General features: G+C 72.1%; 21 protein-coding genes and 1 riboswitch. Of the genes, 15 read left to right on the top strand and 6 right to left on the bottom strand.

From position 1 onward, the window contains the following. The first annotated feature begins 125 nt into the window (after positions 1 to 125). From ACFP3V_RS09555 to ACFP3V_RS09545, 3 genes are all read left to right on the top strand, one after another. Entirely contained in the window at positions 126 to 443 is a 318-nt protein-coding gene (locus ACFP3V_RS09555) for a cupin domain-containing protein (RefSeq protein WP_380581923.1), read from the top strand. Positions 444 to 445: 2 nt separating this feature from the next. After that, positions 446 to 1108: a thiaminase II gene (tenA, locus tag ACFP3V_RS09550; protein ID WP_380581921.1), complete on the top strand. Its 663-nt coding sequence runs from the start codon at positions 446 to 448 to the stop codon at positions 1106 to 1108. 132 nt (positions 1109 to 1240) lie between these two features. Continuing rightward, entirely contained in the window at positions 1241 to 1447 is a 207-nt protein-coding gene (locus ACFP3V_RS09545) for a hypothetical protein (protein WP_380581919.1), read from the top strand. An 82-nt stretch (positions 1448 to 1529) separates the two neighbouring features. On the opposite strand, the gene ACFP3V_RS09540 is transcribed toward ACFP3V_RS09545, so the two are convergent. Then, positions 1530 to 2792 (bottom strand): YibE/F family protein, encoded by a 1263-nt coding sequence (locus ACFP3V_RS09540; RefSeq protein ID WP_380582035.1) that lies wholly within the window; start codon positions 2790 to 2792, stop codon positions 1530 to 1532. Positions 2793 to 2825: 33 nt separating this feature from the next. Then, positions 2826 to 2936, top strand: a riboswitch (TPP riboswitch). Here ACFP3V_RS09540 and thiC point away from each other — a divergent pair. Beyond that, the gene (gene thiC / locus ACFP3V_RS09535; RefSeq protein ID WP_380581917.1) at positions 2931 to 4703 is read left to right on the top strand and encodes a phosphomethylpyrimidine synthase ThiC; all 1773 of its coding nucleotides are present in this window, start codon (positions 2931 to 2933) and stop codon (positions 4701 to 4703) included. Its footprint overlaps the riboswitch before it by 6 nt. Positions 4704 to 5262: 559 nt before the next feature. Here thiC and ACFP3V_RS09530 read toward each other — a convergent pair. Further along, complete coding sequence (locus ACFP3V_RS09530; protein ID WP_380581915.1) at positions 5263 to 5934, bottom strand: hypothetical protein; 672 nt, start codon at positions 5932 to 5934, stop codon at positions 5263 to 5265. 330 nt (positions 5935 to 6264) lie between these two features. Between ACFP3V_RS09530 and ACFP3V_RS09525 the strand changes: the two genes are divergently transcribed. After that, positions 6265 to 7299, top strand: a complete 1035-nt coding sequence (locus tag ACFP3V_RS09525; RefSeq protein WP_380581913.1) for an aspartate-semialdehyde dehydrogenase — start codon at positions 6265 to 6267, stop codon at positions 7297 to 7299. Between the two features lie 24 nt (positions 7300 to 7323). Here the strand turns inward: ACFP3V_RS09525 and ACFP3V_RS09520 are convergent, their stop codons facing one another. The 3 genes from ACFP3V_RS09520 to ACFP3V_RS09510 all read right to left on the bottom strand — a co-directional run bounded on the left by ACFP3V_RS09520 (position 7324) and on the right by ACFP3V_RS09510 (position 10853). Beyond that, a complete protein-coding gene (locus ACFP3V_RS09520; protein ID WP_380581911.1) occupies positions 7324 to 8385 on the bottom strand; it encodes a hypothetical protein in 1062 nt (353 codons plus the stop codon). Positions 8386 to 8557: 172 nt separating this feature from the next. Further along, positions 8558 to 9634 carry a metallophosphoesterase gene (locus ACFP3V_RS09515; protein ID WP_380581909.1) on the bottom strand — a complete coding sequence of 359 codons (1077 nt, stop codon included), beginning with the start codon at positions 9632 to 9634 and terminating at the stop codon, positions 8558 to 8560. A gap of 109 nt (positions 9635 to 9743) precedes the next feature. After that, positions 9744 to 10853, bottom strand: coding sequence for a LacI family DNA-binding transcriptional regulator (locus tag ACFP3V_RS09510; protein ID WP_380581907.1), 1110 nt, complete (start codon positions 10851 to 10853; stop codon positions 9744 to 9746). A gap of 298 nt (positions 10854 to 11151) precedes the next feature. On the opposite strand from ACFP3V_RS09510, the gene hisC reads away from it, so the two are divergent. After that, positions 11152 to 12243, top strand: coding sequence for a histidinol-phosphate transaminase (gene hisC / locus ACFP3V_RS09505; protein ID WP_380581905.1), 1092 nt, complete (start codon positions 11152 to 11154; stop codon positions 12241 to 12243). Positions 12244 to 12344: 101 nt separating this feature from the next. Here hisC and ACFP3V_RS09500 read toward each other — a convergent pair whose 3' ends face one another. After that, positions 12345 to 12917, bottom strand: coding sequence for a hypothetical protein (locus ACFP3V_RS09500; RefSeq protein ID WP_380581903.1), 573 nt, complete (start codon positions 12915 to 12917; stop codon positions 12345 to 12347). A gap of 203 nt (positions 12918 to 13120) precedes the next feature. Here ACFP3V_RS09500 and ACFP3V_RS09495 point away from each other — a divergent pair, with 203 nt between their 5' ends. The 9 genes from ACFP3V_RS09495 to cydD form a co-directional block, all read left to right on the top strand. Further along, on the top strand, positions 13121 to 14653 hold the full coding sequence (locus ACFP3V_RS09495) for an efflux RND transporter periplasmic adaptor subunit (RefSeq protein WP_380581901.1): 1533 nt from the start codon (positions 13121 to 13123) through the stop codon (positions 14651 to 14653). Next, positions 14650 to 15441 (top strand): ABC transporter ATP-binding protein, encoded by a 792-nt coding sequence (locus ACFP3V_RS09490; RefSeq protein WP_380581899.1) that lies wholly within the window; start codon positions 14650 to 14652, stop codon positions 15439 to 15441. Before ACFP3V_RS09495 ends, ACFP3V_RS09490 begins: the two co-directional genes overlap by 4 nt. Further along, positions 15438 to 16649, top strand: a complete 1212-nt coding sequence (locus tag ACFP3V_RS09485; RefSeq protein WP_380581897.1) for an ABC transporter permease — start codon at positions 15438 to 15440, stop codon at positions 16647 to 16649. The genes ACFP3V_RS09490 and ACFP3V_RS09485 overlap by 4 nt, the downstream gene beginning before the upstream one ends. After that, the gene (locus tag ACFP3V_RS09480; RefSeq protein WP_380581895.1) at positions 16642 to 17199 is read left to right on the top strand and encodes a DUF5666 domain-containing protein; all 558 of its coding nucleotides are present in this window, start codon (positions 16642 to 16644) and stop codon (positions 17197 to 17199) included. Before ACFP3V_RS09485 ends, ACFP3V_RS09480 begins: the two co-directional genes overlap by 8 nt. 310 nt (positions 17200 to 17509) lie before the next feature. Next, positions 17510 to 18217, top strand: coding sequence for a response regulator transcription factor (locus tag ACFP3V_RS09475; protein ID WP_380581893.1), 708 nt, complete (start codon positions 17510 to 17512; stop codon positions 18215 to 18217). A 58-nt stretch (positions 18218 to 18275) separates the two neighbouring features. Further along, positions 18276 to 19763 carry a sensor histidine kinase gene (locus ACFP3V_RS09470; protein ID WP_380581891.1) on the top strand — a complete coding sequence of 496 codons (1488 nt, stop codon included), beginning with the start codon at positions 18276 to 18278 and terminating at the stop codon, positions 19761 to 19763. A 288-nt stretch (positions 19764 to 20051) separates the two neighbouring features. Next, on the top strand, positions 20052 to 21608 hold the full coding sequence (locus ACFP3V_RS09465) for a cytochrome ubiquinol oxidase subunit I (RefSeq protein ID WP_380581889.1): 1557 nt from the start codon (positions 20052 to 20054) through the stop codon (positions 21606 to 21608). An 11-nt stretch (positions 21609 to 21619) separates the two neighbouring features. Further along, positions 21620 to 22615 carry a cytochrome d ubiquinol oxidase subunit II gene (gene cydB / locus ACFP3V_RS09460; protein WP_380581887.1) on the top strand — a complete coding sequence of 332 codons (996 nt, stop codon included), beginning with the start codon at positions 21620 to 21622 and terminating at the stop codon, positions 22613 to 22615. Positions 22616 to 22641: 26 nt separating this feature from the next. Further along, a partial coding sequence (cydD, locus tag ACFP3V_RS09455) for a thiol reductant ABC exporter subunit CydD (protein ID WP_380581885.1) occupies positions 22642 to 24664 on the top strand: 2023 nt, incomplete at its 3' end.

Genomic DNA, 24664 nt, shown 5'->3' with positions numbered 1-24664 from the left:
CTGTCCTGGTACCGGACTGTTGCGCGAGGCGGCTCCCCGGGACCGCAAGCCGGAGCCCTGCCGGGACGCCCGCCTCCCCGCTTCCGGCGCCGGGCCGCCCGGGGCCGTCTGGTTGGATGGCCGCCATGAAGGTATTCCGCCTGGACGACCTCGACGCCGAGAGGGCCGCGAACGAGGGCGCCTACCTCAGCTTCCTGCGCGAGCCGCACATGTCCGTCGGCCTCTACGCGCTGGACGCGGGCGCCACCGACCCGCAGCAGCCGCACCGGCAGGACGAGGTCTACCTCGTCGTCAGCGGACGCGCCTACCTGACCGTGGGCGAGGAGACCACCACGGTCGGCCGGGGCACGGTGGCCTACGTGCCGGCCGGCGTGCCGCACCGGTTCCACCACATCAGCGAGGACCTGCGGGTGCTCGTCGTCTTCTCACCGCCGGAGAGCTGAGCATGACGTTCACTCAGGAGCTGTGGGCCTCCGCCGAGGAGGTCTACGCGGAGATCCTCGCCCACCCCTTCCTGCGCGGACTCACCGACGGCAGCCTGCCACGTCCGGCCTTCCGCCATTTCGTCCAGCAGGACTCGCACTACCTGCGCGACTACGCCCGGGCCCTGGCGGTCTGCGCGGCCAAGGCGCCGACCGACGCGGACGTGCGGGCCTTCGCGGACGACGCGGTCGGGGCCATCGCCGCCGAGCAGGGCATGCACGCCGAGTTCACGGCGGAGCTGGGCGAGGGCCCGGAGCAGCCGGTTCTGCCGACCACCTTGGCCTACACCAGCTACCTGCTCGCCACCGTCTACTCGGGCTCCTTCGCCGAGGGCCTGGCCGCCGTGCTGCCGTGCTACTGGATCTACGCCCGGGTCGGCGAGGCTTTGCTGGAGAAGTCCTCCCCCGATCCGCTGTACGCACGGTGGATCGCCGCCTACGGCGCCGAGGAGTTCCAGGGCGTCGTCCGCCGGGTGCTGGACCTGGCCGACCGGATCGGGCCGGAGCTCTCCGACAGCGAACGCGCCCGTGCCGCACGGCACTTCGCCACCACCGCGCGGTACGAGTGGATGTTCTGGGACGCCGCCTGGCGCGGCGAGGCCTGGCCCGTCCCGACCGCTGACTGAGGGTCACCCCGAGTCGGCCGGATAAGGGTCTTCTCCGGGTGTTCTCAGGGGCATCAACCCTTCGGGAGCGCGGGGTCCCGCCCGTACGATCGGTGATGTCAGCAAGTGATCCCGAGGGGGAGGACGGACAGCATGAACGAGTTCTGGAAGGCGCTCCCCGGCTGGGGTCGACTCGCGGCCTTGGCGGTCGGTGTGATCCTCGCGCTGTGGATCGTGTTCGCAGTCATCGGAGCCATCATCGGCATCGCCAGCTTCCTCTTCGGCTTCGTCTTCAAGGCCCTGGTCATCGTGGCCCTCGCCGCGGCGGTCGTCGTCCTCGTCAAGAAGGCGACCCGCTAGGGCGTACCCCAGGCCGGTCGGCCGGAGCCCGGAGGCCCCGTCGCAGCGAGCGGCGCGGGCCTCTTCGGTTCCTGACCCTCCGTCAGTGCTTGCGGCGGCGGCCGCCGCGCCGGGCCGGGGGACCGCCGGCCGCGGCCACCGCGGCCGCCAGGGCGGTGGTCAGCGGGACGGAGGCGACCAGGCCGATCGCCCCGACCAGGGTGCGCACGACCTCCTCCGCCACGATCTCGCTGGTCGCCACCGTCCAGACGCCGCGGTGGGACAGCGAGAAGAGCAGCATCAGCGGCAGGCCCGCTCCCGCGTACGCCATCACCAGGGTGTTCACCGTGGACGCGATGTGGTCCCGGCCGATCCGCATGCCCGCCCGGTACAGGGCTCGGGCGCCCATCCCAGGGTCGGCCGCGCGCAGCTCCCAGACGCTGCTGGCCTGGGTCACCGTCACGTCGTTGAGGACGCCCAGCGAGCCGATGATGATGCCCGCCAGCAGCAGGCCGGGAAGCTGGATGCCGGGGAAGAGCGAGTGCACCAGACCGGTCTCGTCACTGGTGTTGCCGGTCAACCGGGTCCAGCCGATGGAGAGTTGGCCGAGCACGCCGATGAGCGCGAGCGAGGCGAGAGTGCCCAGCACCGCCACCGAGGTGCGCGCGGACAGGCCGTGGCAGAGGTACAGCGCGACGAGCATGATCAACCCGCTGCCGACCACCGCCACCTGCAGCGGGTTCTCCCCGTGCAGGATCGCCGGGAGCACGAATACCGACAGCACGCCGAAGCTCACCGCCAGCGCGACCAGCGCGGCCAGCCCGCGCAACCGGCCCACCAGCACCACCAGCAGCGCGAAGACCCCGGCCAGCAGGGCGAGTGGGATACCCCGGTCGGCGTCGCCGATGGTGTACTGCAGGTCGCGCGGGGCGTTCGCCGAGTAGAGCAGCACGACCTTCTCGCCCGCGCTGTAGACCGCGGTCTGATCCGGCGTCATGGTCTGCGTGCTCACCCGGCCGTCGTCCTTGCCCGAGGTCACCCGGAAGGTGACCAGGGTGCAGCCGGCCGTCCCGCCGACGCAGTCCACGGACTTGGTCGCGGTGACCACCCCGCTCGCCGTCGGCTGGTCGAAGCCGAGCCCGGTGGCCGCGTGGTCGGGCAGCCTGCCGGGCCACAGCAGCACCAATCCGGCCAGAACCGCGAGGGCGAACGGCACCAGGACGGCGGCCAGCAGCAGCCGCAGCCGCCGTGGAGCGGGGCTGGCCGGGCCGTGTTCGTGGTGATGGGGGTGGTGGGGCTCGGCCACGGATGTTCCTCTGCGACGGCCGTCGGGTGCGGCTGAACAGTACCCCTGCTCACTTGGCAGCGGGGAGGCCCCCCGCTACGGTGGCGGCATCTCGTTTGCAGACGCGGGAGCTCGGAGCACCGGGCTGAGAGGGCGCTGACAGCTGCGCCGACCGCAGGAACCTGACCGGGTAATGCCGGCGTAGGGAGTAGAGCTCGCATGAGCACGCACGAAGCACAGCAGGAGCAGTCTGTCCGCAGCGCCCGCGACGGCCGGAACGGCTACCCCACCGCGGCCTGGCACAAGGCCTACCAGCAGGGCTCCCGCCCGGACCTTCGGGTGCCCTACCGCGCCGTCCACCTCAGCAACGGTGCGACCGTCCCGCTGTACGACACCTCGGGCCCGTACACCGACCCGGAGTTCGAGGCCGACGTCCGGCGCGGCCTGCCGCCGCTTCGGGACGGATGGATCCGGCAGCGCGGCGATGTCGAGGAGTACGACGGCCGCGCGCCCCGGCCCGAGGACGACGGGTTGCGGCACACCTCGCCGCGCGGCGGCCTGCGCAACCTCGACGCGGTCTTCCCCGGCCGCCCGCGCCGTCCGCTGCGGGCCCAGGAGGGTACCGCGGTCACCCAACTCGCTTATGCCAAGCGTGGGATCGTCACCCCCGAGATGGAGTTCGCGGCGCTGCGGGAGGGGCTTGACCCGGAACTGGTCCGCGCCGAGCTGGCGGCGGGGCGGGCGGTGCTGCCGGTGAACGTCAACCACCCGGAGGCGGAGCCGATGGTCATCGGCGAGCGCTTCCTGGTCAAGGTCAACGCCAACATCGGCAACTCCGCCGTGACCTCCTCGATCGAGGAGGAGGTGGAGAAGATGACCTGGGCGACCCGCTGGGGCGCGGACACCGTCATGGACCTCTCCACCGGCCGCAACATCCACAGCACCCGCGAGTGGATCCTGCGCAACTCCCCCGTGCCGATCGGGACCGTGCCGCTGTACCAGGCGCTGGAGAAGGTGGACGGCCGGGCGGAGGAGCTGAGCTGGGAGGTCTACCGGGACACCGTGCTGGAGCAGTGCGAGCAGGGCGTCGACTACATGACCGTGCACGCCGGCGTGCTGCTGCGCTACGTCCCGCTGACGGCCGGGCGGCGCACCGGCATCGTCTCGCGCGGCGGTTCGATCATGGCGGCGTGGTGCCTGGCGCACCATCAGGAGAACTTCCTCTACACGCACTTCGAGGAGCTGTGCGAACTGCTGCGCGCCTACGACGTCACCTTCTCGCTCGGTGACGGCCTGCGGCCGGGCTCCATCTCCGACGCCAACGACGAGGCGCAGCTGGCCGAGCTGCGCACACTCGGCGAACTCGGCCGGGTGGCACGGGAGCTGGACGTCCAGACGATGATCGAGGGCCCCGGGCACGTCCCGATGCACAAGATCAAGGAGAACATGGACCTGCAGCGGGAGCTGTGCGACGGCGCCCCCTTCTACACCCTGGGCCCGCTGACCACGGACGTCGCCCCCGGCTACGACCACATCACCTCCGGCATCGGCGCGGCGATGATCGCGTGGTGGGGGACGGCGATGCTCTGTTACGTCACCCCGAAGGAGCACCTGGGCCTGCCGGACCGGGATGACGTGAAGACCGGCGTGATCACCTACAAGATCGCCGCGCACGCGGCGGACCTGGCCAAGGGCCACCCCACCGCCCAGGCCTGGGACGACGCCCTGTCCGACGCCCGCTTCGAGTTCCGCTGGGAGGACCAGTTCGACCTGGCCCTCGACCCGGAGACGGCCCGCGCCTTCCACGACGAGACGCTGCCGGCGGAGCCGGCGAAGACGGCGCACTTCTGCTCCATGTGCGGCCCGAAGTTCTGCTCGATGCGGATCTCGCACGACATCCGCGCGCGCAGCGAGCAGGAACAGGGCATGAAGGAGATGTCCGACCGCTTCGCCGCCGAGGGCAACCGCGTCTACCTGCCGGTGGCCGACTGACGCCCCTGCGAGTCCCGCGAGGTGGCGGGATCCCTGCTGTGCGTGCGCGGGATCCCGCCACCTCGGTATGGGTCGGCGGCGTCGCCGGCGACCGGACACCTGAGCACCGACCGGGTGCAGGGCACCCCGCCTGGCCGCCGCCCCCGCCTTCCGGCCCGGAGGATCTCCAGGACGACGACAACCCGTGGTCCACCGGCCCATGGGTACTCCGACTCGCCCGAGCGGTTCGGGGCACGCTGGCCGCGGACCCCGACGCGGAGCTGACCACCGCCGTCTTCCTGTGGATGCGGACAGGAGAACTCCGCCCGGCGACCACCGACGCCATGCTGCCCCGCCCGGCAACTCACCCACCTGGCCCGGCGGGCCCGCGATGCGGACGAGCAATTCCTCTGCCGGATCTGCCCGTGACAGACCCGAGCGTCGGACGGGGAATGTCCGACCCGAGAAGCGGAGGCGAGGATTTCCACAGGCTCTGACCTGCGTAAGGGACATGATGTCCCTTACGAACGTGCCCACTGAGCGGCAGCTCGCGGCTCAGTGGGCAAGTTGTCCACAGCCCTTACCAGCCGGGCCGGTTGAGGCCGTACCGCAGGTGGGTCAGGTCGGTGCCCATCGCGTTGATCACGCGAGCGTGGGCGTCGAGACGCTGGTCGATACCGTCGAGCCGGGATTCGACCGTCGGCTCCTCACGGCTCACCTGGACCTCGCCGTCGATGACCTGGCGCCAGGCCTCGTTCTCCGGGTTGCGGGTGCACGCCTCCCACTCGTCCCAGTGCGGGCCCGGCCCGAGGGGCCGGGTGCGGCGGGGCGGGCTCGCTGTGCGCTGCGCGGGCAGGACTCCGAGGACGATGTCGAGCAGGTGGCTCCGGACCGCCCGGGCGACCTCGCTGTCGCGCAGCAGCATGGCCACGTTGAGTACCGTGCGGCGTTCGTACACCGCGATACCGCGGCCCCTGACGTGCGTGGACCGCAGATTGAGGTCCACGAACCGCGCCATCTCGGGGCCGGTCAGCACTCGGAGCCCGTTGTGCTCCATCTCGTCCCGGTGACGTTGAGTCAGCTTCTTGACGGCCTCGAATTCGACCTCGAAGTAGTCGGCCACCATCTGGGTCGTCACGTACAGCCCGTCCGGCAGCATCAGCAGCACCTTCACCCGGTCCAGGGCTTCGGTGCGGTTGCGGGCGAGGTCGCGCAGCGCGCGCGACTCGACCAGGGCGATCTCAGGAGGCATGGGTGTGCCACCTCTCCGTTCGGAAGTTGCGGGGATGAGCGGGTGGCGCAGGCGGCCTCGTCGGTGGGCCCCGTTGTTCTGCTCGGGTCTGAGCTTTGCCAGGGGCGGCGGGATTCACAGAAAGTTCGAGTCGGCTTCGTCGGCGGGCCTGCGCTCCACACTGCTGAACGATGTCCTGCCGGGCCGGTTACGCCGCCGGAGGTACTTCTCCGACGGTCTGTTTTCCACAGGAGTTTTTCCACAAGGCGCTGGTCTGTGGACAGTCTCCGCGCTTGTCCACAGGCCGGATATTGCTCCTGGGCACCGCCCGGCTCCGCCTACGCTGGGGGCATGAGGATTGGAATTGTGGGTGCCACGGGTCAGGTCGGCGGCGTCATGCGCCGGATTCTCGAGGAGCGCGAGTTCCCCGTCACGGAGCTGCGGCTGTTCGCCTCCGCCCGCTCCGCGGGCAAGACGCTGCCGTGGAAGGGTGGCGAGGTCGTCGTCGAGGACGCCGAGACGGCCGACTGGAGCGGGCTGGACATCGTGCTGTTCTCCGCCGGCGGCGCCACGTCCAAGGCACTCGCGGAGAAGGTCGCCGCGGCCGGGGCCGTGGTGATCGACAACTCCTCGGCCTGGCGCTCGCACCCGGAGGTGCCGCTGGTGGTCTCCGAGGTCAACCCGCACGCGATCAAGGACCGCCCCAAGGGCATCATCGCCAACCCCAACTGCACCACCATGGCCGCCATGCCGGTGCTCAAGCCGCTGCACCAGGAGGCCGGGCTGGAGGCCCTGGTCGTGGCGACCTACCAGGCCGTCTCCGGTGGCGGGCTCGCCGGCGTCGCCGAGCTCCACGAGCAGGCCCGCGCGGTCACCGAGAAGGCCGACCAGCTCGCCTTCGACGGCGGCGCGGTCGAGTACCCTGAGGCGAAGAAGTTCGCCAAGCCGATCGCCTTCAACGTGCTCCCGCTGGCCGGCTCCGTCGTCGACGACGGGGAGAACGAGACCGACGAGGAGAAGAAGCTCCGCAACGAGAGCCGGAAGATCCTGGAGATCCCCGGCCTCAAGGTCTCCGGAACCTGCGTCCGCGTCCCCGTCTTCACCGGGCACAGCCTGCAGATCAACGCCCGCTTCGCCGCCGAGATCACCCCGCAGCGCGCCTACGAGCTGCTGGCCGACGCCCCGGGCGTCGTCGTCTCCGAGGTGCCCACCCCGCTGGAGGCCGCCGGGCAGGATCCGTCCTACGTCGGCCGCATCCGCCGGGACGAGACCGTGGACCACGGCCTGGCCCTCTTCGTCTCCAACGACAACCTGCGCAAGGGCGCCGCGCTCAACGCCGTGCAGATCGCGGAGCTGGTCGCGGCCGAGCTCGACGCCGCGCGCTGAACCGGCGCAGCCCCGAGTGCTTGCTCAACTGTCCGCTTCCTCCCCCTCGTTGGGGAGGAAGCGGGACCGCGGCGCCTCCTCCGGGCCGCGGTAGTTGGGGCTGGTGAAGTCGGGCGAGCTGTAGCGGGGGGCGGTGAAGTAGGGCGCGCCGCCGCGCTTCCCCTCCGGAATCTCCGCACCGCTCCCGTCCGTGATGCCCTCCACCCCGGGGCTGGTGAAGCCGGGGCTGGTGAAGTAGCTGTCCTCGCGCTCCTCCTCCGGGATCTCCTCGCCCTTCGCGTCGGTGATGCCCTCGGCCCCGGGACTGGTGAACCCCGGGCTGCTGAATCCGAGCTTGGCCTTCTCACGCACGAGGCTCACCGGCTTCCTGGGGGCGGGGACAGGGGGTGTCGCGCGGGTGTCGTCGATGCCGAGCTGGCGGTGCAGGTAGGGCAGCAGCGCCTGGTCCCGCAGCGCCGCCCGCCAGGCGGCGCGCGCCGCGAGGAAGTCCTGGAAGAGCTCGGGGTGGTGCTGCTCCGGCACCGCGCCGATGTCCCGGCGCCAGGTCAGCACCAGCCCGATGGTGTCGGCCAGCAGCACGGCCACGCCGACATAGGCCGCCGCCCGTGCCGCCGTGGTGAGTTGGCGGCCCAGCAGCAGGTGCGGGTCGCTCGCGTGGACGGCGGCGCCGATCAGCCACAGTGCCAGCGCGCTCAGCCAGGTCAGCACGGTCGCTATCACCGCGAGCAGCGGCACGAGCCCCGCCTGCTCGGCCGCCGCGAGCGGCGAGTCGGGCTCCGTCCGTTCCCAGTCCTCGGCCGCGGCCGAGCCGGAGGCGCCGGTACGGTGCTGATCCGGGCCGGGCACCGGGGCGCGGGTGCCGTGCAGCTTGTCGCGCAGTTCGACGAAGCGGGCGTACTCCGGGGCGGCCTGCGCGGCGACGAGCGCCATGTCGCGCAGGGCGCGGCTCTGCAGCTGGGCCGGGGTCGGCTCGCCGTCGGCCGCGCGCAGGGCCTGGCGGACGCGCTCGTCCCGGAGCGCCTCCTCCAGCAGTCGTTCGAACTCCGGCCGGTCCTCGGCCTGGAGCGGTGGTGGAGATTCGGCCATCGGTCTCGCTCCCCCGATAGAGGCCGTCTGTGACGGGAGTCTGAGCCGATGGTAGGCGCGGGTGGCGATCCGGTGACAGTCAGTTTCCGGATTTTCCGTGCCGGGTGGGGCTGTTGATGCCGATGGCACATGCCAGCGGCGTGACGTTCCGTCAGTACGCCCCGGCCCCGGTTCAGTTCAGCGGAAGCCTGGCCACCAGCAGGCGGCCGCCCTCACCCTCCATGGTGACGCCGCCGTCCATGGCCACGGCCAGGTCGTCGGCGTAGACCATCGGGCCCAGCACCGGGTTGGCCGGCCGGCCGTCCTCGCCACCCACCTCGCCCAGCAGGTAGGGGATCGGGCTGTGGCCGTGCACGACCCGGCTGCCGCCGTAGGTCTCCAGCAGCTCCCGGGCGGCCAGCGGGCCGGCCTCGCCGCGGAAGCCGAATCGCTTGGTCATCCGGCGGAACGCGTCCCACCACTCGTCCGCGTCGCCGTGCAGCAGCACCTCGTGGATGGCGTCGTTGACCGCATCGACGGAGGTGCCGAACTCCAGGTAGGCGGTGGTGTCCGAGTGAACGAGCAGATGGCCGTCCTCGACGGCCATCGCGGGCAGGCGGGTGAGCCAGGCGACGTGGTGGTCCTCCAGCCGCTCCATGTCGAAGGGCTGGCCCCCGTTCAGCCGCCAGGCGGCGAGGAAGGAGGCGGTGCCCGCGCTGGAGTGCACCGGCTCGTCGCCGAAGCGGTCCGCCCCGAGCAGCAGCAGTTCGTGATTGCCCATCAGGGCCCGGCAGTAGCCGCCGGACGCGGCCGCCTCGGCGGCGAGCCGCATGACGAGGTCGATGACGCCGATGCCGTCCGGCCCGCGGTCGGTGAAGTCCCCGAGGAACCACACTCGGGCCCGGCCCGCGCACCAGTGGCCCTCGGCGTCGATGAGGCCGCTGTGGTGCAGGGCGTCGAGGAGTTCCTGCAGGTAGCCGTGGACGTCACCGATGACGTAGAGCGGGCCCCAACCGTCCGCGGCGGGCGCCGGCGCGGGCGCGCCGCCGGGTGCGGGCGTGGCCAGGGGCGCGCCCAGGTCCATGGTGGGCGGATCGACGGGCGGGGGCGCGGGCGTCGGGGGCGGTACCGGCGAGGCCGCCGGGGCGGTGGGCGGAACGGCCGCGCCCGGGGGGGTGAAGAAGTCGAACCCCGGGGACTCCAGCGGGTGGACGGCAGGTGCACCGGTGTCCGGCTGGTCTGGCCAGGCGTAGGAGTCCACGGGTGTCATGGCGCCCATCGTATAAAGCCTTGCCCTTCCCCAACTAGGTCAACCCCCAACGGGCCCCGCACCGGCGGCTGTGCCGACGGCCGGGGCCCGGCGGGCCGGGCGAGCCGGCTCAGGGTTCGACGGACGGGCGGGGCGGCGGGGTGGTGGTGCGCGGGGCCCGTCTCTGCGACGAGCGCCGGATGATGAGCTCCGTCGGCATCAGCTGGCCTGACGCCGCGTCGGGTCCCGGGTCGCCCCCCTCGATGGCGTCGATGAGCAGGTTGACGACGGTCGTCCCGATCCGACGGGGCTTCAGGGACAGGGTGGTGATGGGCGGTTCGGTCGTCGCGTAGACGTCGCTCTCCGAACAGCACACCAGCATCAGGTCGTCTGGCACCCGCAGCCCGTAGCGGCGGGCGGCCGCGAGCAGGTCGGTGCCGTTGGGGTCGAAGAGGCCGTAGACCGCGTCGGGCCGGTCCGGGCGGGCCAGCAGGCGGTCCGCCGCGATCGCGCCCGCGCAGGGGTCGTGCGCGGGGTAGGCCTCGACGAGCGGCTCCTGCCCGACGGCGGTGCACCACTCCAGGTAGGCCTCGGTGCTGAGCCGGGTGTAGGTGTCCGTGCTGGTCCCCGTGAGCAGGCCGATCCGGCGCGCCCCGCCCTGGGAGAGGTGCTCCAGGATGCCGCGGACCGCGCTGGCGTGGTCGTTGTCCACCCATGCGGTGACGGGGCAGTTGCCCGGCTTGCCGTCGCTGACGACGGGCAGTCCCTGGCGGTAGAGCTCGGCGACCATCGGGTCGTGGTCCGAGGGGTCGATGACGACGGTGCCGTCCAGCGCCACGTTGCTCCACACGTCGTGGCGGGAGCTGGCGGGCAGGACGACGAGGGCGTAGCCGCGGTTGAGCGCGGCCGAGGTGGCCGCGCGGGCCATCTCCGCGAAGTACGCGAACTCGGTGAAGGTGAAGGGCTCCTGGCCGTAAGTGGTCACGGTCAGGCCGATCAGGCCGGACCGTCCGGTACGCAGGGTGCGCGCCGCGGCGGAAGGCCGGTAGCCCAGCCGCTCCGCGACCTCGCGGACCTTGCTGCGGGTCTCGTCGGGCAGGCGTCCCTTGCCGTTCAGGGCGTCGGAGACGGTGGTGATCGACACGCCGGCCGCCGCGGCCACGTCCCTGATCCCCGCGCGCTCCGCCCGGCGGGCATGACTGGTGCGCCGACCGCTGTGATTGGCTGCTGCTGCTGTCATGTCAGGCCGATCGTACGGTTCACTGCGGGCATGTGCGGGCGGTCTGTGCACATTGGCCGGAGATGCCAGAGATACGTTTCTCCATGAGCATTCGTGCGTTTTCTCCATCGCTCCGGTGACCACTTCCACCCGGTCACCTGCGTTTCGTCCAGGCAACACCCTTGCCGGTCGCAGGCCGTGTGCGCAGAGCCTCGCTCCGATGTCACCCGCACGGGTGAGCTTGGGCCGGTCGGCTCGTATGGTGATCCCGAACGGCGACGCAGTGGTGGCGCCGGAGCGCGCGAGGAGGACGAGCACGGTGAGCGGACACGACCAGACCGGCCCCCGGCTGCGGGACGCCCTGCAGGGCATCCCGACCTATAAGCCCGGCAAGCCCGCCCAGGCCGAGGACGGTGCGCCGGCGTTCAAGCTGTCGTCGAACGAGAACCCCTACCCGCCGCTGCCCGGCGTCCTGGACGCCGCGATGGCCGCCGTCCACGAGTTCAACCGCTACCCGGACATGGCCTGCTCCGGCCTGCACGCCGAACTGGCCGACCGCTTCGGCGTGCCGGTCTCCCACATCGCCACCGGCACCGGCTCGGTGGGCGTGGCCCAGCAACTGCTGCAGGCGACCTCCGGTCCCGGCGACGAGGTGATCTTCGCCTGGCGCTCCTTCGAGGCGTACCCGATCATCACCAGGATCAGCGGCGCCACGGCGGTCCCGGTGCCGCTGGACGCCGACGAGGTGCACGACCTCGACGCGATGCTGGCCGCGGTGACCGAGCGGACCCGGCTGATCTTCGTCTGCAACCCGAACAACCCCACCGGGACGGTGGTCCGGAAGGACGCGCTGGTGCGCTTCCTGGACGCGGTCCCGAAGGACGTGCTGGTGGTGCTGGACGAGGCCTACAACGAGTTCGTGCGGGACGAGGCGTGCCCCGACGGCATCGAGCTCTACCGGGACCGGCCCAACGTGGCGGTGCTGCGCACCTTCTCCAAGGCCTACGGCCTGGCCGGCCTGCGGGTCGGCTTCGCCGTGGCGCACGAGCCCGTGGCGGCGGCGCTGCGGCAGACGGCGGTGCCGTTCGGCGTCAGCCAGATCGCCCAGGAGGCGGCGATCGCGTCGCTCCGCGCGGAGGACGAACTCCTGGGCCGCGTGGGCGCGTTGGTCGGGGAGCGGAACCGGGTCGTGGCCGCGCTCCGGGCGCAGGGCTGGACGGTGCCGGAGACCCAGGCCAACTTCGTCTGGCTGAGGCTGGGCGAGCGGACCACGGATTTCGCCGCCGCGTGCGAGGCCTCCGGCGTGACGGTGCGCCCCTTCGCCGGCGAGGGCGTGCGCGTGACGATCGGCGAGACGGAAGCCAACGACCTCTTCGTCCGGACCGCGGAACTCTTCCGCAAGGAGCTGTAGTTGCGCTTCCCGGCGTGGGTGCGGCCTCGGCGGACGCCGGCCGGTGACGGATGCGCCGCCCCGGGCCGGAGCCCGGGGCGGCGCGCGGTCGTGCGGAGCGGTCAGGCGCTGGGGCTCGCCGAGGCGGAGGGGGAGGCCGCCGGCCGGGACGGCAGCAGCGCCTTGCAGATCGCGTAGGCCTGGGCCGTCTTGGGGTCCGCGGTGTTGACGGCCCGGAGCCGGGTGTCCGCGGGCAGGGTCACCCCGTGGTCCTTCATGCAGCTGGTGAACGCGGCCAACGCGGTGCTGCCGATGGTCCCGCCGCCACCGAAGCGGCCCTGTGGGCGGAGCGAGGCGCAGGCCTGCATGGCTGCGGCCATGGTCGGGTCCGCCGAGGCGCCCGGACCGCCGAAGCCCCCGAAGCCGCCCCCGAACCCGCCGCTGGGCCGACCGCTCGGGCGGCCGCTGGGGAAGCCGCTGGGGCGGGCGCGCATCGAGGGCAGCGTCACGCCGTGCCGGCTCAGGCAGTCGCGGTAGTCGGTGAAGGCCGCGGCACCGGATGCGGCCGGGGCCGCGGAACCCGTGGACGACGCAGCCGGGGCCGAACCGCTCGAGGACGAGCAGCCGGACAGCAGCAGGGCGCCGAGGCCGAGCGCGCCCACGGCGCAGGCGGTACGGGTGCTGAGTCTGGTCATGGGGAGAAGGAACCGCACGGTGGTGCGGGCTGGCTGCGTGCTTTCCGGGAACTTCCTGGGAGTTGCTCGCAGCTCCGGCAAGGATTCCTCTTACGCTGCGGACAGTTCGGCACGCTATGGGGGTGGATGCCCGCTGTGCGCTGCCAGTGAAGTCCCAGGGTGCTCCCAGTGCCCTGGAGGTCCGGGCCGCCAGGGTGTGCGCCATGAAGGTGCTTCCACGACGGCGCAGGACCGTCCTGCTGAACTGCCTGCTCGCCGCCGCCCTCGCGACGGGGGCCGGAGTGGCGTACGCGACGGTCGGGGAGAGCAGCGCGAGCGGCAAGTCGGCCGGCACGCGCACCGCGACCGTGCAGCGCGGCACGGTGACCGCGACCGTCTCCGGCTCCGGCTCGCTGGTCTCCCCCAGCGACGCCGCACTGAACTTCACCACCGGCGGCACGCTGACCGAGGTGGACGTCAAAGCAGGGGACCACGTGACGGCCGGCGAGGTGCTGGCGAAGGTCGACCCCACGTCCGCGCAGCAGACCCTGGACCAGGCCGAGGCCCAACTGACCTCCGCGGAAGCGAATCTGACGGCCGTGGAGAACGGCGAGAGCACCAGCCAGTCGGGCGGCGCCCAGAACAGCCAGAGCAGCCAGAACGGCGGCGGCAGCCAGGGCAGCGGCACGGGAAATGGCAACTCCGGCGGGAGCGGCGGCACTCCCCGGTCGTCGCAGCCCAGTGCGCAGCCCTCGGCCTCGGCCTCGCCGCGTCCCAGCGCGAGCGCCGACGCCCCTCCCAGGCCCAGCGCGTCCGCCGACGCGAGCGCGTCGGCCACGGCCACCCGGACCCCGCACGCGGTGAACGCCGCCTGGATCCAGGCCGCCTCGGCCACCCCCTCGGTCAACGCCGCGCAGCTGGCGCAGGCGCAGGCCCAGCTGGTGTCGGCGCAGAACGCGGTGACCGCCGCGCAGAAGGCGGTGGACGGGACCGTGCTCAGGGCGAGCGTCTCGGGGACCGTGGCCTCCGTCGGGGGCAAGGTCGGTGACACCGTGTCGGGTTCGGGAGGCTCGGGTTCGGGAGGCTCGGGTTCGGGAGGCTCGTCCTCGGGCAGCGGCAACGGGGGCTCGGGCGGCTCGACCGGCACCGGTTCCGGCTCGCTCTCCGGCTTCGTGGTGATCACGAACCCGACCGGGATGGAGGTCACCGCCGACTTCTCCGAGTCCGACGCGCTCAAGCTGAAGTCCGGCCAGGCCGCCACGGTGACCCTGAACGCGGACACCAGCAGGACGCTCAACGCCAAGCTGGTATCCGTCAGTTCGCTCCCGGTGTCCAGCTCCGGCGGGGGCGGCTCGTCCTCCAGCGCGGTGCAGTACGCCGCCACGCTGCAGCTCACCGGCGACACGAGCGATCTGCGCACCGGGCTCAGCGCCAGCGTGCAGGTGACCACCGGCGAGGCGGACAACGCCCTCTGGGTGCCCACCAGCGCGGTCACCGGGACCGGCGGCAACGCCTCGGTGACCGTGGTCGACGCGAACGGCACCACGCATCGGCAGCAGGTGACCACGGGCGTGCAGGGCGACACGGAGGTGCAGATCGTCTCCGGGTTGACGGAGGGTCAGCGGGTCCAGCTCACCCTGGTGGCCAGCAGCGGGAACAACGGCTTCCCGGCGGGCGGTTTCCCGGGCCTCGGCGGTGGCGGGTTCACCGGCGGAGGCCGGCTGCGGACCGGCACCGGCGGGGGAGGCCGGGGATGACCCCGACTCCGGTCATCGCGGCACGGCGCCTGGTCAAGTCCTACGGCGCCGGCGATGCCGCCGTGCACGCCCTGAAGGGCGTCGACCTGACCGTCCAGCCGGGCGATTTCGTGGCCATCATGGGCAGTTCGGGTTCGGGGAAGTCGACGTTGATGAACATCCTGGGGTGCCTGGATGTGCCGACGAGCGGACGGTACCTGCTGGACGGCGTGGACGTCGGACATTCGGACGAGCATCAGTTGTCGTTGGTGCGCAACCGCAAGATCGGGTTCATCTTCCAGTCGTTCAACCTGGTGCCGCGGACGACGGCGGTGGCGCAGGTGGAGTTGCCGCTCGCGTATGCGGGGGTGCGGGGCAGGGAGCGCAGGCGGCGGGCGTTGGCGGCGTTGACGCTGGTGGGGCTGGCGGACCGGGCGGATCACAAACCGAACGAGTTGTCGGGCGGTCAGCAGCAACGGGTGGCTGTGGCACGGGCGTTGGTGACGTCTCCGGCGATGCTGCTGGCGGACGAACCGACCGGAAACCTCGACACGCAGAGCACCGACGACGTGCTGGGGATCATGGACCGGTTGAACGCGTCCGGCCGTACCGTCGTGATCATCACGCACGAGGACGAGGTCGCCCGCCACGCCAAGCGGGTCATCCGCCTGGTGGACGGCCTGATCACGGAGGACGTGCGCCATGCCCCGGCCTCCGGGCTGCCGCCCGCGCTGCTCGACCCGGAGGGCTTCGCCGCCCACAGCCTGCATGCGATGGGCCGAGCCCGGACGGGGGGAGTGCTGCGGTGAACCCCCTTGAGACCCTGCGTTTCGCCTTCGGCGGGATCGCGGCCAACAAGGTCCGCTCGGGACTGACCATGCTGGGCATCCTGATCGGCGTGGCGGCGGTCATCCTGCTGCTCGCGGTGGGCAACGGCTCGTCCCAGGCGGTCAAGGACTCCATCGACGCCCTGGGCACCAACGCGCTCACCGTCAGCGCGGGCGCCGGCTTCGGCGCCAACTCCACGGCGACCAGCACCAAGCCGCTGACGCTGGACGACGCCAAGGCGCTGGCGGACCAGTCCCAGGCGCCCGACATCAAGGGCGTCGCGCCCGAGGTGACCACCTCGCAGACGGCGCTGTACGAGGGCACCTCGCACAGCGTCGGCTCGGTGGTCGGCACCTACCCGGCCTACTTCGAGGCGTCGAACAGCAAGGTGGCCACGGGCGACTACTTCAGCGACGACGACGTGTTGGACTCCCGCAAGGTGGCGGTGATCGGCTCGACGACGGCAACCGACCTGTTCGGGGCGGTGGACCCGGTGGGCAAGCGGATCACCCTCGGCGGCACGCCGTTCACGGTCGTCGGCGTCCTGAAGACCAAGGGCGGCACCGGGTTCCAGGACCCGGACGACGTGATCGTGGCCCCGCTGCCGACCGTGCAGAACGCGTTCACCGGCTTCGGATCGCTCAACCAGATCCTGGTCGAGGCGGCCTCGGCGGACGCGACGACGGCCGCGCAGAACGAGATCACCACGATCCTGATGGGCCGGCACGGCATCCGCTCGGTCTCCGCGGTCGACTTCCGGGTGAGCAGCCAGAGCACGCTGCTGAGCACGCGGTCGTCCACGACGCAGACGTTCACGGTGCTGCTGGGCGCGGTGGCGGCGATCTCGCTGCTGGTCGGCGGCATCGGGATCACCAACATCATGCTGGTGACCGTCACCGAGCGGACCCGGGAGATCGGCATCCGCAAGGCGCTGGGCGCGCCGCGCGGGGTGATCCTGGGTCAGTTCCTGGCCGAGGCCACGCTGTTGTCGCTGATCGGAGCGGGCCTGGGGGTGGTGGCGGCGCTGGTCGGGGCGCGCTTCACGATCGTCGGCATCAAGCCGGTGGTGATCCCGGCGTCGGTCTGGGCGGCGTTCGGGATCGCGGTGGCGATCGGCCTGTTCTTCGGCAGCTACCCCGCGGGGCGGGCCTCCCGGCTGAGCCCGATCGAGGCGCTGCGTCATGAGTGACCGTCAGGGAGGCGGGGAGATGGAACTGGTGCAGGACCCGGAGGAGATCCTGGCCCGCGCGCCCGAGGGCGCGGAGGACATCGCGGACGAGCTGGCGGCTCCACCGCGCCGGAAGCTGCCCTGGCTGACCCTGGTGCTGGCGGCCGGGGTGATCGCCGCCGGCGGCTTCATCGGGGGTGTCGAGGTCCAGAAGAGCCAGGGTGGCGGCAGCGCGACCGCCCCTGGGGTGGGTGCGTTCCGCACCGGGGCCGGGGGTTTTGCCGCCGGCGGTGCCGGCTTCGCCCGGGGAGGCGCGGGCGCGGGCTCCGGCTCGGGCCTTGTGGGCGGCGGCGGTACGGACACCGTGGGGACGGTGAAGCTGGTGGACGGCAGCACGGTCTACGTGTCCACGGCGGACGGCAACATCGTGAAGGTGACCACCAACGGTTCCACGAAGGTCCGCATCGCCAAGTCCGCGAAGGTCTCCGACCTCCAGCCCGGCCAGCAGGTCACCGTCGCCGGCACCCAGGACTCCTCCGGCTCGCTCACCGCCACCACCCTCACCGGCTAGGGCCCCGCAGGGGCCCTCCGGGGGGCTCCGTGGTGGCGCTGCACCGGGCGTACGAGCTCGCCCGGCGTCTTCCCGCGGACGCCCCCGACCACTCCCCACCCTCCGGGCAGGAGGTGCCCCACCGCGACAGCCCACCACTCGGAGAGGTTCGACCCCGTGTGTGGGACGGAGCTCCGGGAGGCGGTGGGCTGGTCGCGCAGTTCCTCGCGCCCCCGAAGGGGCCCCTGAAGGGGACTCATCGGATCCTCAGAAACGGGCGTTAGCCTGCCGCCGCCCACCACACTGCGACCTTCACGGGGGCGACCCGCCAATGGACACTGCCGAAGCACGACTCCTGGTCGTCGACGACGAACCCAACATCCGCGAACTGCTCTCGGCCTCACTCCGGTTCGCGGGCTTCCAAGTCGCCTCCGCGGCCAACGCCGCGGACGCCCTGCGGCAGGTCGCCGCCCAGCGGCCGGACCTCGTCGTGCTCGACGTCATGCTGCCCGATGCAGACGGCTTCTCCCTGGTCAAGCGGTTGCGGGAGGAGCCCGACCAGGACCGGCTGCCGGTCATCTTCCTCACCGCCAAGGACGGCGTCGAGGACAAGATCAGCGGGCTGACCGCGGGCGGCGACGACTACGTCACCAAACCGTTCAGCCTTGAGGAGCTGATCGCCCGGATCCGGGCGATCCTGCGCCGCACCGGCGGCCCCGCCGAGGACGGGCGGCTGGTGGTGGGGGACCTGGAACTGGATCCCGTGGGCCACCAGGTGCTGCGCGGCGGGGTCCCGGTCTCGCTCTCGCCCACCGAGTTCAAGCTGCTGGAGTACCTGATGGCCAACACCGGGCGGGTCGTCTCCAAGATGCAGATCCTCGACCACGTCTGGGCCTACGACTTCGGCGGCGATCTCAGCATCGTCGAGTCCTACATCTCCTACCTGCGCCGGAAGATGGACAACGGCGCCGAGGGTGCGCCCAAGCTGATCCACACCGTCCGCGGCATCGGCTATGTCCTCCGCCGCCCGGCTGCTTAGCGCCGCCTCCCGCGCGCGCGAGGGCTGGCCCCAGGGCGTCCTCGGGGGCCTTCGACGCTTGGCCGCGCCTGCGGCCCGCGTGGCCGACCGGATGTCGCTGCGGGCCCGGCTGGTCGTGCTGACCGTGGTCCTGGCCGTGATCGGACTGACCGTCAGCGACGCGCTGGTGCTGTCGACCGTGCGCGGTCAGCTGGAGCACCGGGTGGACCAGCAGCTGCTCCGCTTCGGCCAGCGGTTCGTCGACGGACCGATGCCCGGCCGACTGCTGGGCGGCCAGCCGCACTCGGGCAGTGTCTTCCTGCCGAGCCAGTACGTGCTCACCACCTTCTCCCCGGACGGGAGTTACGCGCCGCTGCTGCGCTCGCCGGTGACGGCGGGCGATCCGCAGCCGCAGCTGCCCCGGCTCAGCCCCGCGCAGCTGCGGCAGCGGCTGGCCCGTCCGTTCACCGTCCCGGCCGACCACGGCGGCGGCAGCTGGCCCCTGCTGCTGCTGGCCGCCGCCGGCTCCGACCCCGACAACGCCGGGTCCGCCTCCCTCGACGGCGGCGGCCTGGTCGTGGCGACCTCGCTGGACGACACCGACGCCACGGTCAGCCGGCTCTCGGACGGCTTCCTCGGGATCGGACTGGCCGTCATCGCCGCCCTGGCCCTTGCCGGTTGGCTCGCGGTCTGGGCGGGGCTGCGCCCGCTGCGGCGGATCGGGACCACGGCCGAGGAGATCGCGGACCGGCTGCCGCTGTCCCACCGCCTGCCGGAGGCGTCGGGGCGCACGGAGATCGGCAGCCTCGCCCGGTCGCTGAACTCGATGCTGGCCCAGATCGAGTCCGCCTTCGCGGCCCGCGCCGAGTCGGAGGGCCGGATGCGACGCTTCGTCGCCGACGCCAGCCACGAGCTGCGCACCCCGTTGGCGGGCATCCGCGGCTTCGCCGAGCTCTACCGGATGGGGGCGCTGCGGGAGGAGGCGGACGTCAAGCGCACCATGGCCCGGATCGAGAGCGAGGCGGTCCGGATGGGCGGGCTGGTGGAGGACCTGCTCACCCTGGCCCGGGCCGACGAGCAGCGTCCGCTGCAGCTCGCGCCCATGGACCTGCGCACCCTGGCGGCGGACGCCCTGCACGACACCACGGCGCTCGATCCCTCACGACCCGTCAGCCTGACCGGTCCCGGCGGCGCTTCGGTCGCCGGGGCCGCCTTCGTGCTGGGCGACGAGGCGAGGCTGCGCCAGGTGGTCACCAACCTGGTCGGCAACGCGGTCACGCACACGCCGACCGGGACGGCGGTCCGGATCGGGGTGGGCACGCGGGAGGACGGCCGGGCGGTCATCGAAGTGGCGGACGAGGGGCCCGGCCTGACGGCGGAGCAGGCGGAGCGGGTCTTCGAGCGCTTCTACCGGGTGGACGCCTCGCGCTCGCGCCAGGACGGCGGGGGAGCGGGACTCGGTCTCGCCATCGTCGCGGCGCTGACGCAGGCGCACGGCGGAGCTGTGGAGTTGGACACATCGCCGGGGGCCGGCTGCGTCTTCCGGATACTGCTGCCGAGCGCCTGACGCTCCGTCATACGGCCCGCCGCAGGCGGCGGACAAGCGCCTACCTGGTCTGTTCGGGTGCGCACGCTTGTCCGAAGCGGCGCTTTGGCCGTTCCCGGCGGCCCGCCATGCTGGGCCCACCACACCCCACCCCCTGCACCGAGCCCGACGGGGATGTGCACATAATGCTCTCGTGAATGTGTTCACATTCACAAGTGCACACAGTGTCGTGTCATGTCAGGACATGCAGCAGGTTCAAGGCAAAAGGTGCGTTGATAGTCATGGTTGTCGTCGAGGAGAGGATCTGACGTGGATCTGGCGCTCGCTCACGAGACGGTGGCGCGCTGGCAGTTCGGTGTCACCACGGTGTACCACTTCCTCTTCGTGCCGCTGACGATCAGCCTGGCGGCGCTGACCGCCGGCCTGCAGACCGCGTGGGTCCGCACGAACCGGGAGAAGTACTTCAGGGCCACGAAGTTCTGGGGCAAGCTCTTCCTGATCAACATCGCCATGGGCGTGGTGACCGGCATCGTGCAGGAGTTCCAGTTCGGCATGAACTGGTCCGACTACTCGCGCTTCGTCGGCGACATCTTCGGCGCGCCGCTGGCGATGGAGGCGCTGATCGCCTTCTTCTTCGAGTCCACCTTCATCGGGCTGTGGATCTTCGGCTGGGACCGGCTCCCCCGCAGGATCCACCTGGCCTGCATCTGGATGGTGGCCATCGGCACGGTGCTCTCCGCCTACTTCATCCTGGCCGCCAACTCCTGGATGCAGCACCCGGTCGGCTACAAGGTGGTCAACGGGCGGGCGCAGCTCACCGACATCGGCAAGGTGCTCTTCCAGAACACCACCCTGGTCGTCGTCTTCCACACGCTCACCGCCGCGTTCCTCACCGGCGCCGCCTTCATGGTCGGCATCGCCGCCTATCAGCTGCGCCGCAGCAGCCGGCAGCCAGCCGAGGAACGGGACCGGGTCAAGGTCGCCTCGATGCGCACCTCGCTGCGGCTCGGCCTGGTCGTCGCGCTGCTGGCCGGCCTCGGCGCCGCCGTCAGCGGTGACGCGCTGGGCAAGGTGATGTTCGAGCAGCAGCCGATGAAGATGGCCGCGGCCGAGGCGCTGTGGGACGGTCAGTCGCCCGCGCCCTTCTCGATCTTCGCGGTCGGAGACGTCTCCAAGGGCCACAACAGCGTCGAGGTCACGGTTCCCGGCCTGCTCTCCTTCCTGGCCAAGGGCAACTTCTCCGACGAGGTGCCCGGCATCAACGACACCAACGCGGCGGAGAAGGCCAAGTACGGCGACCTGGCCCGCAACGCGGACTACCGCCCCAACATCCCGACCACCTTCTGGGCCTTCCGCTGGATGATCGGCTTCGGGATGACCTCCTTCGTCATCGGCGCGGCCGGCCTGTGGCTGACCCGCCGCCGGTTCTGGCTCGCGCCCGAGTTCCGCCGGGACGGCGACGAGGTCCCGCTGCTGATGCTGACCAGGACCAAGCCGCTCAGCCCGTTCCTGGACAAGTGGGCCTGGCGGCTGGCCGTCTGGACCATGGGCTTCCCGCTGATCGCCAACTCCTGGGGCTGGATCTTCACCGAGATGGGCCGTCAGCCGTGGGCCGTCTACGGCCTGATGACCACCGCCTCGGCCGTCTCCCCCAGCGTCTCCGTCGGCGAGCAGGTCACCTCGCTCACCGTGTTCACCGTGCTCTACGGCATCCTCGCGGTCGTCGAGGTCAAGCTGCTGGTCAAGTACGCCAAGGCCGGTCCCACCGACGAGCAGCCGCCCACCCGCGACCCGCGGCTGCGCCCGCCCGGCGGCGGAGCCGACGCCGACGCCGACGCCGACAAGCCGCTCGCCTTCGCGTACTGAGGAGCCGTCACATGCACCTGCACGACTTCTGGTTCCTGCTGATCGCGGTCCTGTGGACCGGCTACTTCTTCCTGGAGGGCTTCGACTTCGGCGTCGGCATCCTCACCAGGCTGCTGGCCCGCGACGAGCGGGAGCGGCGGGTCCTGATCAACACCATCGGCCCGGTCTGGGACGGCAACGAGGTCTGGCTGCTCACCGCGGGCGGCGCGACCTTCGCCGCCTTCCCCAACTGGTACGCCACCCTGTTCAGCGGTTTCTACCTGCCGCTACTGCTCATCCTGGTCTGCCTGATCGTGCGCGGCGTCGCCTTCGAGTACCGGGGCAAGCGGGACGACGAGCGCTGGCGCCGCAACTGGGGGACGGCCATCTTCTGGTGCTCGCTGCTCCCCGCCTTCCTGTGGGGCGTCGCCTTCGGCAACATCGTCCGCGGCGTGAAGATCGACCAGCACATGGAGTACGCCGGCGACGTCTGGGACCTGCTCAACCCCTACGCCCTCCTCGGCGGCCTGGTCACCCTGGTCCTGTTCACCTTCCACGGAGCCGTGTTCACCGCGCTGAAGACGCTCGGCGACATCCGTGAGCGGGCCCGGCGGACGGCGCTCGGACTCGGCGCGCTGACCGCGGTGCTGGCCCTGGGCTTCCTGAGCTGGACCCAGGCGGACCACGGGGACGCCTGGAGCCTGGCAGCGATGATCGTGGCCGTGGCGGCGCTGCTCGGCGCCCTCGGCTGCAACCAACTCGGGCGCGAGGGCTGGGCGTTCGTCCTGTCCGGAGTGACGATCGTGGCCGCGGTCGCGATGCTGTTCCTCTCGCTCTACCCGGACGTCATGCCCTCGACCCTGAACCCGGCCTGGTCGCTGACCGTCTCCAACGCCTCAGCCTCGCCGTACACCCTGAAGATCATGACCTGGGTGGCCGGCATCATGACCCCCGTGGTGCTGCTCTACCAGGGCTGGACCTACTGGGTCTTCCGGCGCCGGATCGGCGTCCAGAACATCCCCGCGTGACCGCAGTATCGGATGGTGCCTGACCCATGAAGCCCGTCGACCCCCGCCTGCTCCGGTACGCCGGAGCCACCCGCTGGTTCCTCGCCGCGAGCGTGGCGCTGGGGGTGGCCGGGGCCGCCCTGGTCATCGCCCAGGCGCTGCTGATCGCGAGGATCGTGGTCGGCGCCTTCCAGCACGGCGAGGGACTGTCCGGCACGGCGTGGCCCCTCGGCCTGCTGGCGGCGGTCTCGGTGGGCCGGGGCCTGGTCTCCTGGCTCACCGAGCTGGCCGCGCACCGGGCCTCGGCCTCGGTCAAGTCCACGCTGCGGCGTCAGCTGCTGGCCCGGGCGGGCGAGTTGGGCCCGGGCTGGGTCGCCGCGCAGCGCAGCGGTGAGCTGGTCGCCCTGGCCACCCGGGGCGTGGACGCGCTGGACGACTACTTCGCCCGCTACCTGCCCCAGCTGGTGCTGGCGGTGGTGGTCCCGGTCGCGGTGCTCGGCCGCATCGTCACGGCCGACTGGCTCTCGGCGGCCGTCATCGCCGGGACGCTGCCCCTGATCCCGCTGTTCATGGTGCTGATCGGATGGGCCACGCAGAACCGGATGGACCGTCAGTGGGCGCTGCTGGGCCGGCTCTCCCACCACTTCCTCGACGTGGTGGCCGGCCTGCCCACGCTGAAGGTCTTCGGCCGGGCCAAGGCCCAGGCCGAGGCGGTGCGCCGGATCACCGACCAGTACCGGCGGGCGACGCTGCGGACGCTGCGGATCGCGTTCGTCTCCTCCTTCGCGCTGGAACTGCTGTCGACGCTGTCGGTAGCCCTGGTGGCGGTGGCGATCGGCATGCGGCTGGTGCGCGGCGAACTCGACCTGTCCACGGGGCTGGTGGTGCTGGTCCTGGCCCCGGAGGCGTACCTGCCGATCCGGCAGGTGGGCACGCACTACCACGCGAGCGTGGAGGGACTGGCCGCGGCGGACCGGATCTTCGCGGTCCTGGAGACGCCCGCGCCCGCGCGCGGCACGGCCGCGGTTCCGGCGGGCCCGTCCCTGGTCCTCGCGGGGCTGACGACCGGTCACGAGTCCCCCGTGGTCGAGGACTTCTCGCTGACGGTCTCTCCCGGCGAGATCGTCGCGCTGACCGGCCCGTCGGGCGTCGGCAAGTCCACCCTGCTCGACACGGTGCTGGGCTTCGTCCGCCCGAGCGCCGGGACGGTCTCCATCGGCGGCGTCGGCCTGGCGGACGCGGACCCGGCGGCCTGGCACGCCCGGATCGCCTGGGTCCCGCAGCGCCCCTACCTCTTCGCGGGCACGGTCGCCGACAACGTCCGGTTGGCCGCGCCGGAGGCCTCGGCGCGGCAGGTCCGGACGGCGCTGGAGGCCGCCCATGCCTGGGACTTCGTCGCCGCACTCCCCCAGGGCCAGGACACGGTGCTCGGCGAGAACGGCCAGGGCCTGTCGGCGGGACAGCGCCAGCGGATCGCCCTGGCCCGTGCGGTCCTGGCCGACCGCCCGATCGTCCTGCTCGACGAGCCCACGGCCAACCTGGACGGCGACAGCGAGGCCGCGATCGTCGCCGCGGTCCGCGCCCTGGCGCGTGACCGCGCCGTCCTGCTGACGGCCCACCGCCCGGCGCTCGCCGCGCTGGCGACCCGGGTGGTGCCCCTCCGCCCACGCCCCACCCCAGCCACGCCGACGCAGGCCCGGTGCCCTGAGGGGCCCTCGGCCACCCGCGTGCTGACGCGGGTCCCGGCCCCCGAAGCTGCGGATGACTCCCTCCCCGCGCCGCTGGACGCGCAGCGCCCGGGCACGGGGCCGGTGCGCACCCACGTCTCGGGTCGGGCCGTGCCCGGGCCGACGGAGGTCAACGGGCTGGTGGACACGGGCGGTTCACGCGTGACGCCCTCCCGCTCGGCGGGTGCATCCGCGGGCGTGGGCACGGGCGGTTCGGGCCCTGGGCTGGTGCAGGCTGACGTCTCGGGTCGGGCCGTGCCCGGGCCGACGCAGGTCAACGGGCTGGTGGGCACGGGCGGTTCACGCGGGACGCCCTCCCGCTCGGCGGGTGCATCCGCGGGCG

It is taken from the genome of Streptacidiphilus monticola (genome assembly GCF_042658505.1).
Taxonomy (GTDB): domain Bacteria; phylum Actinomycetota; class Actinomycetes; order Streptomycetales; family Streptomycetaceae; genus Streptacidiphilus; species Streptacidiphilus monticola.
The sequence above is the reverse complement of the archived record's forward strand: the minus strand, read 5'-3'. Positions and strand labels throughout refer to the sequence as shown.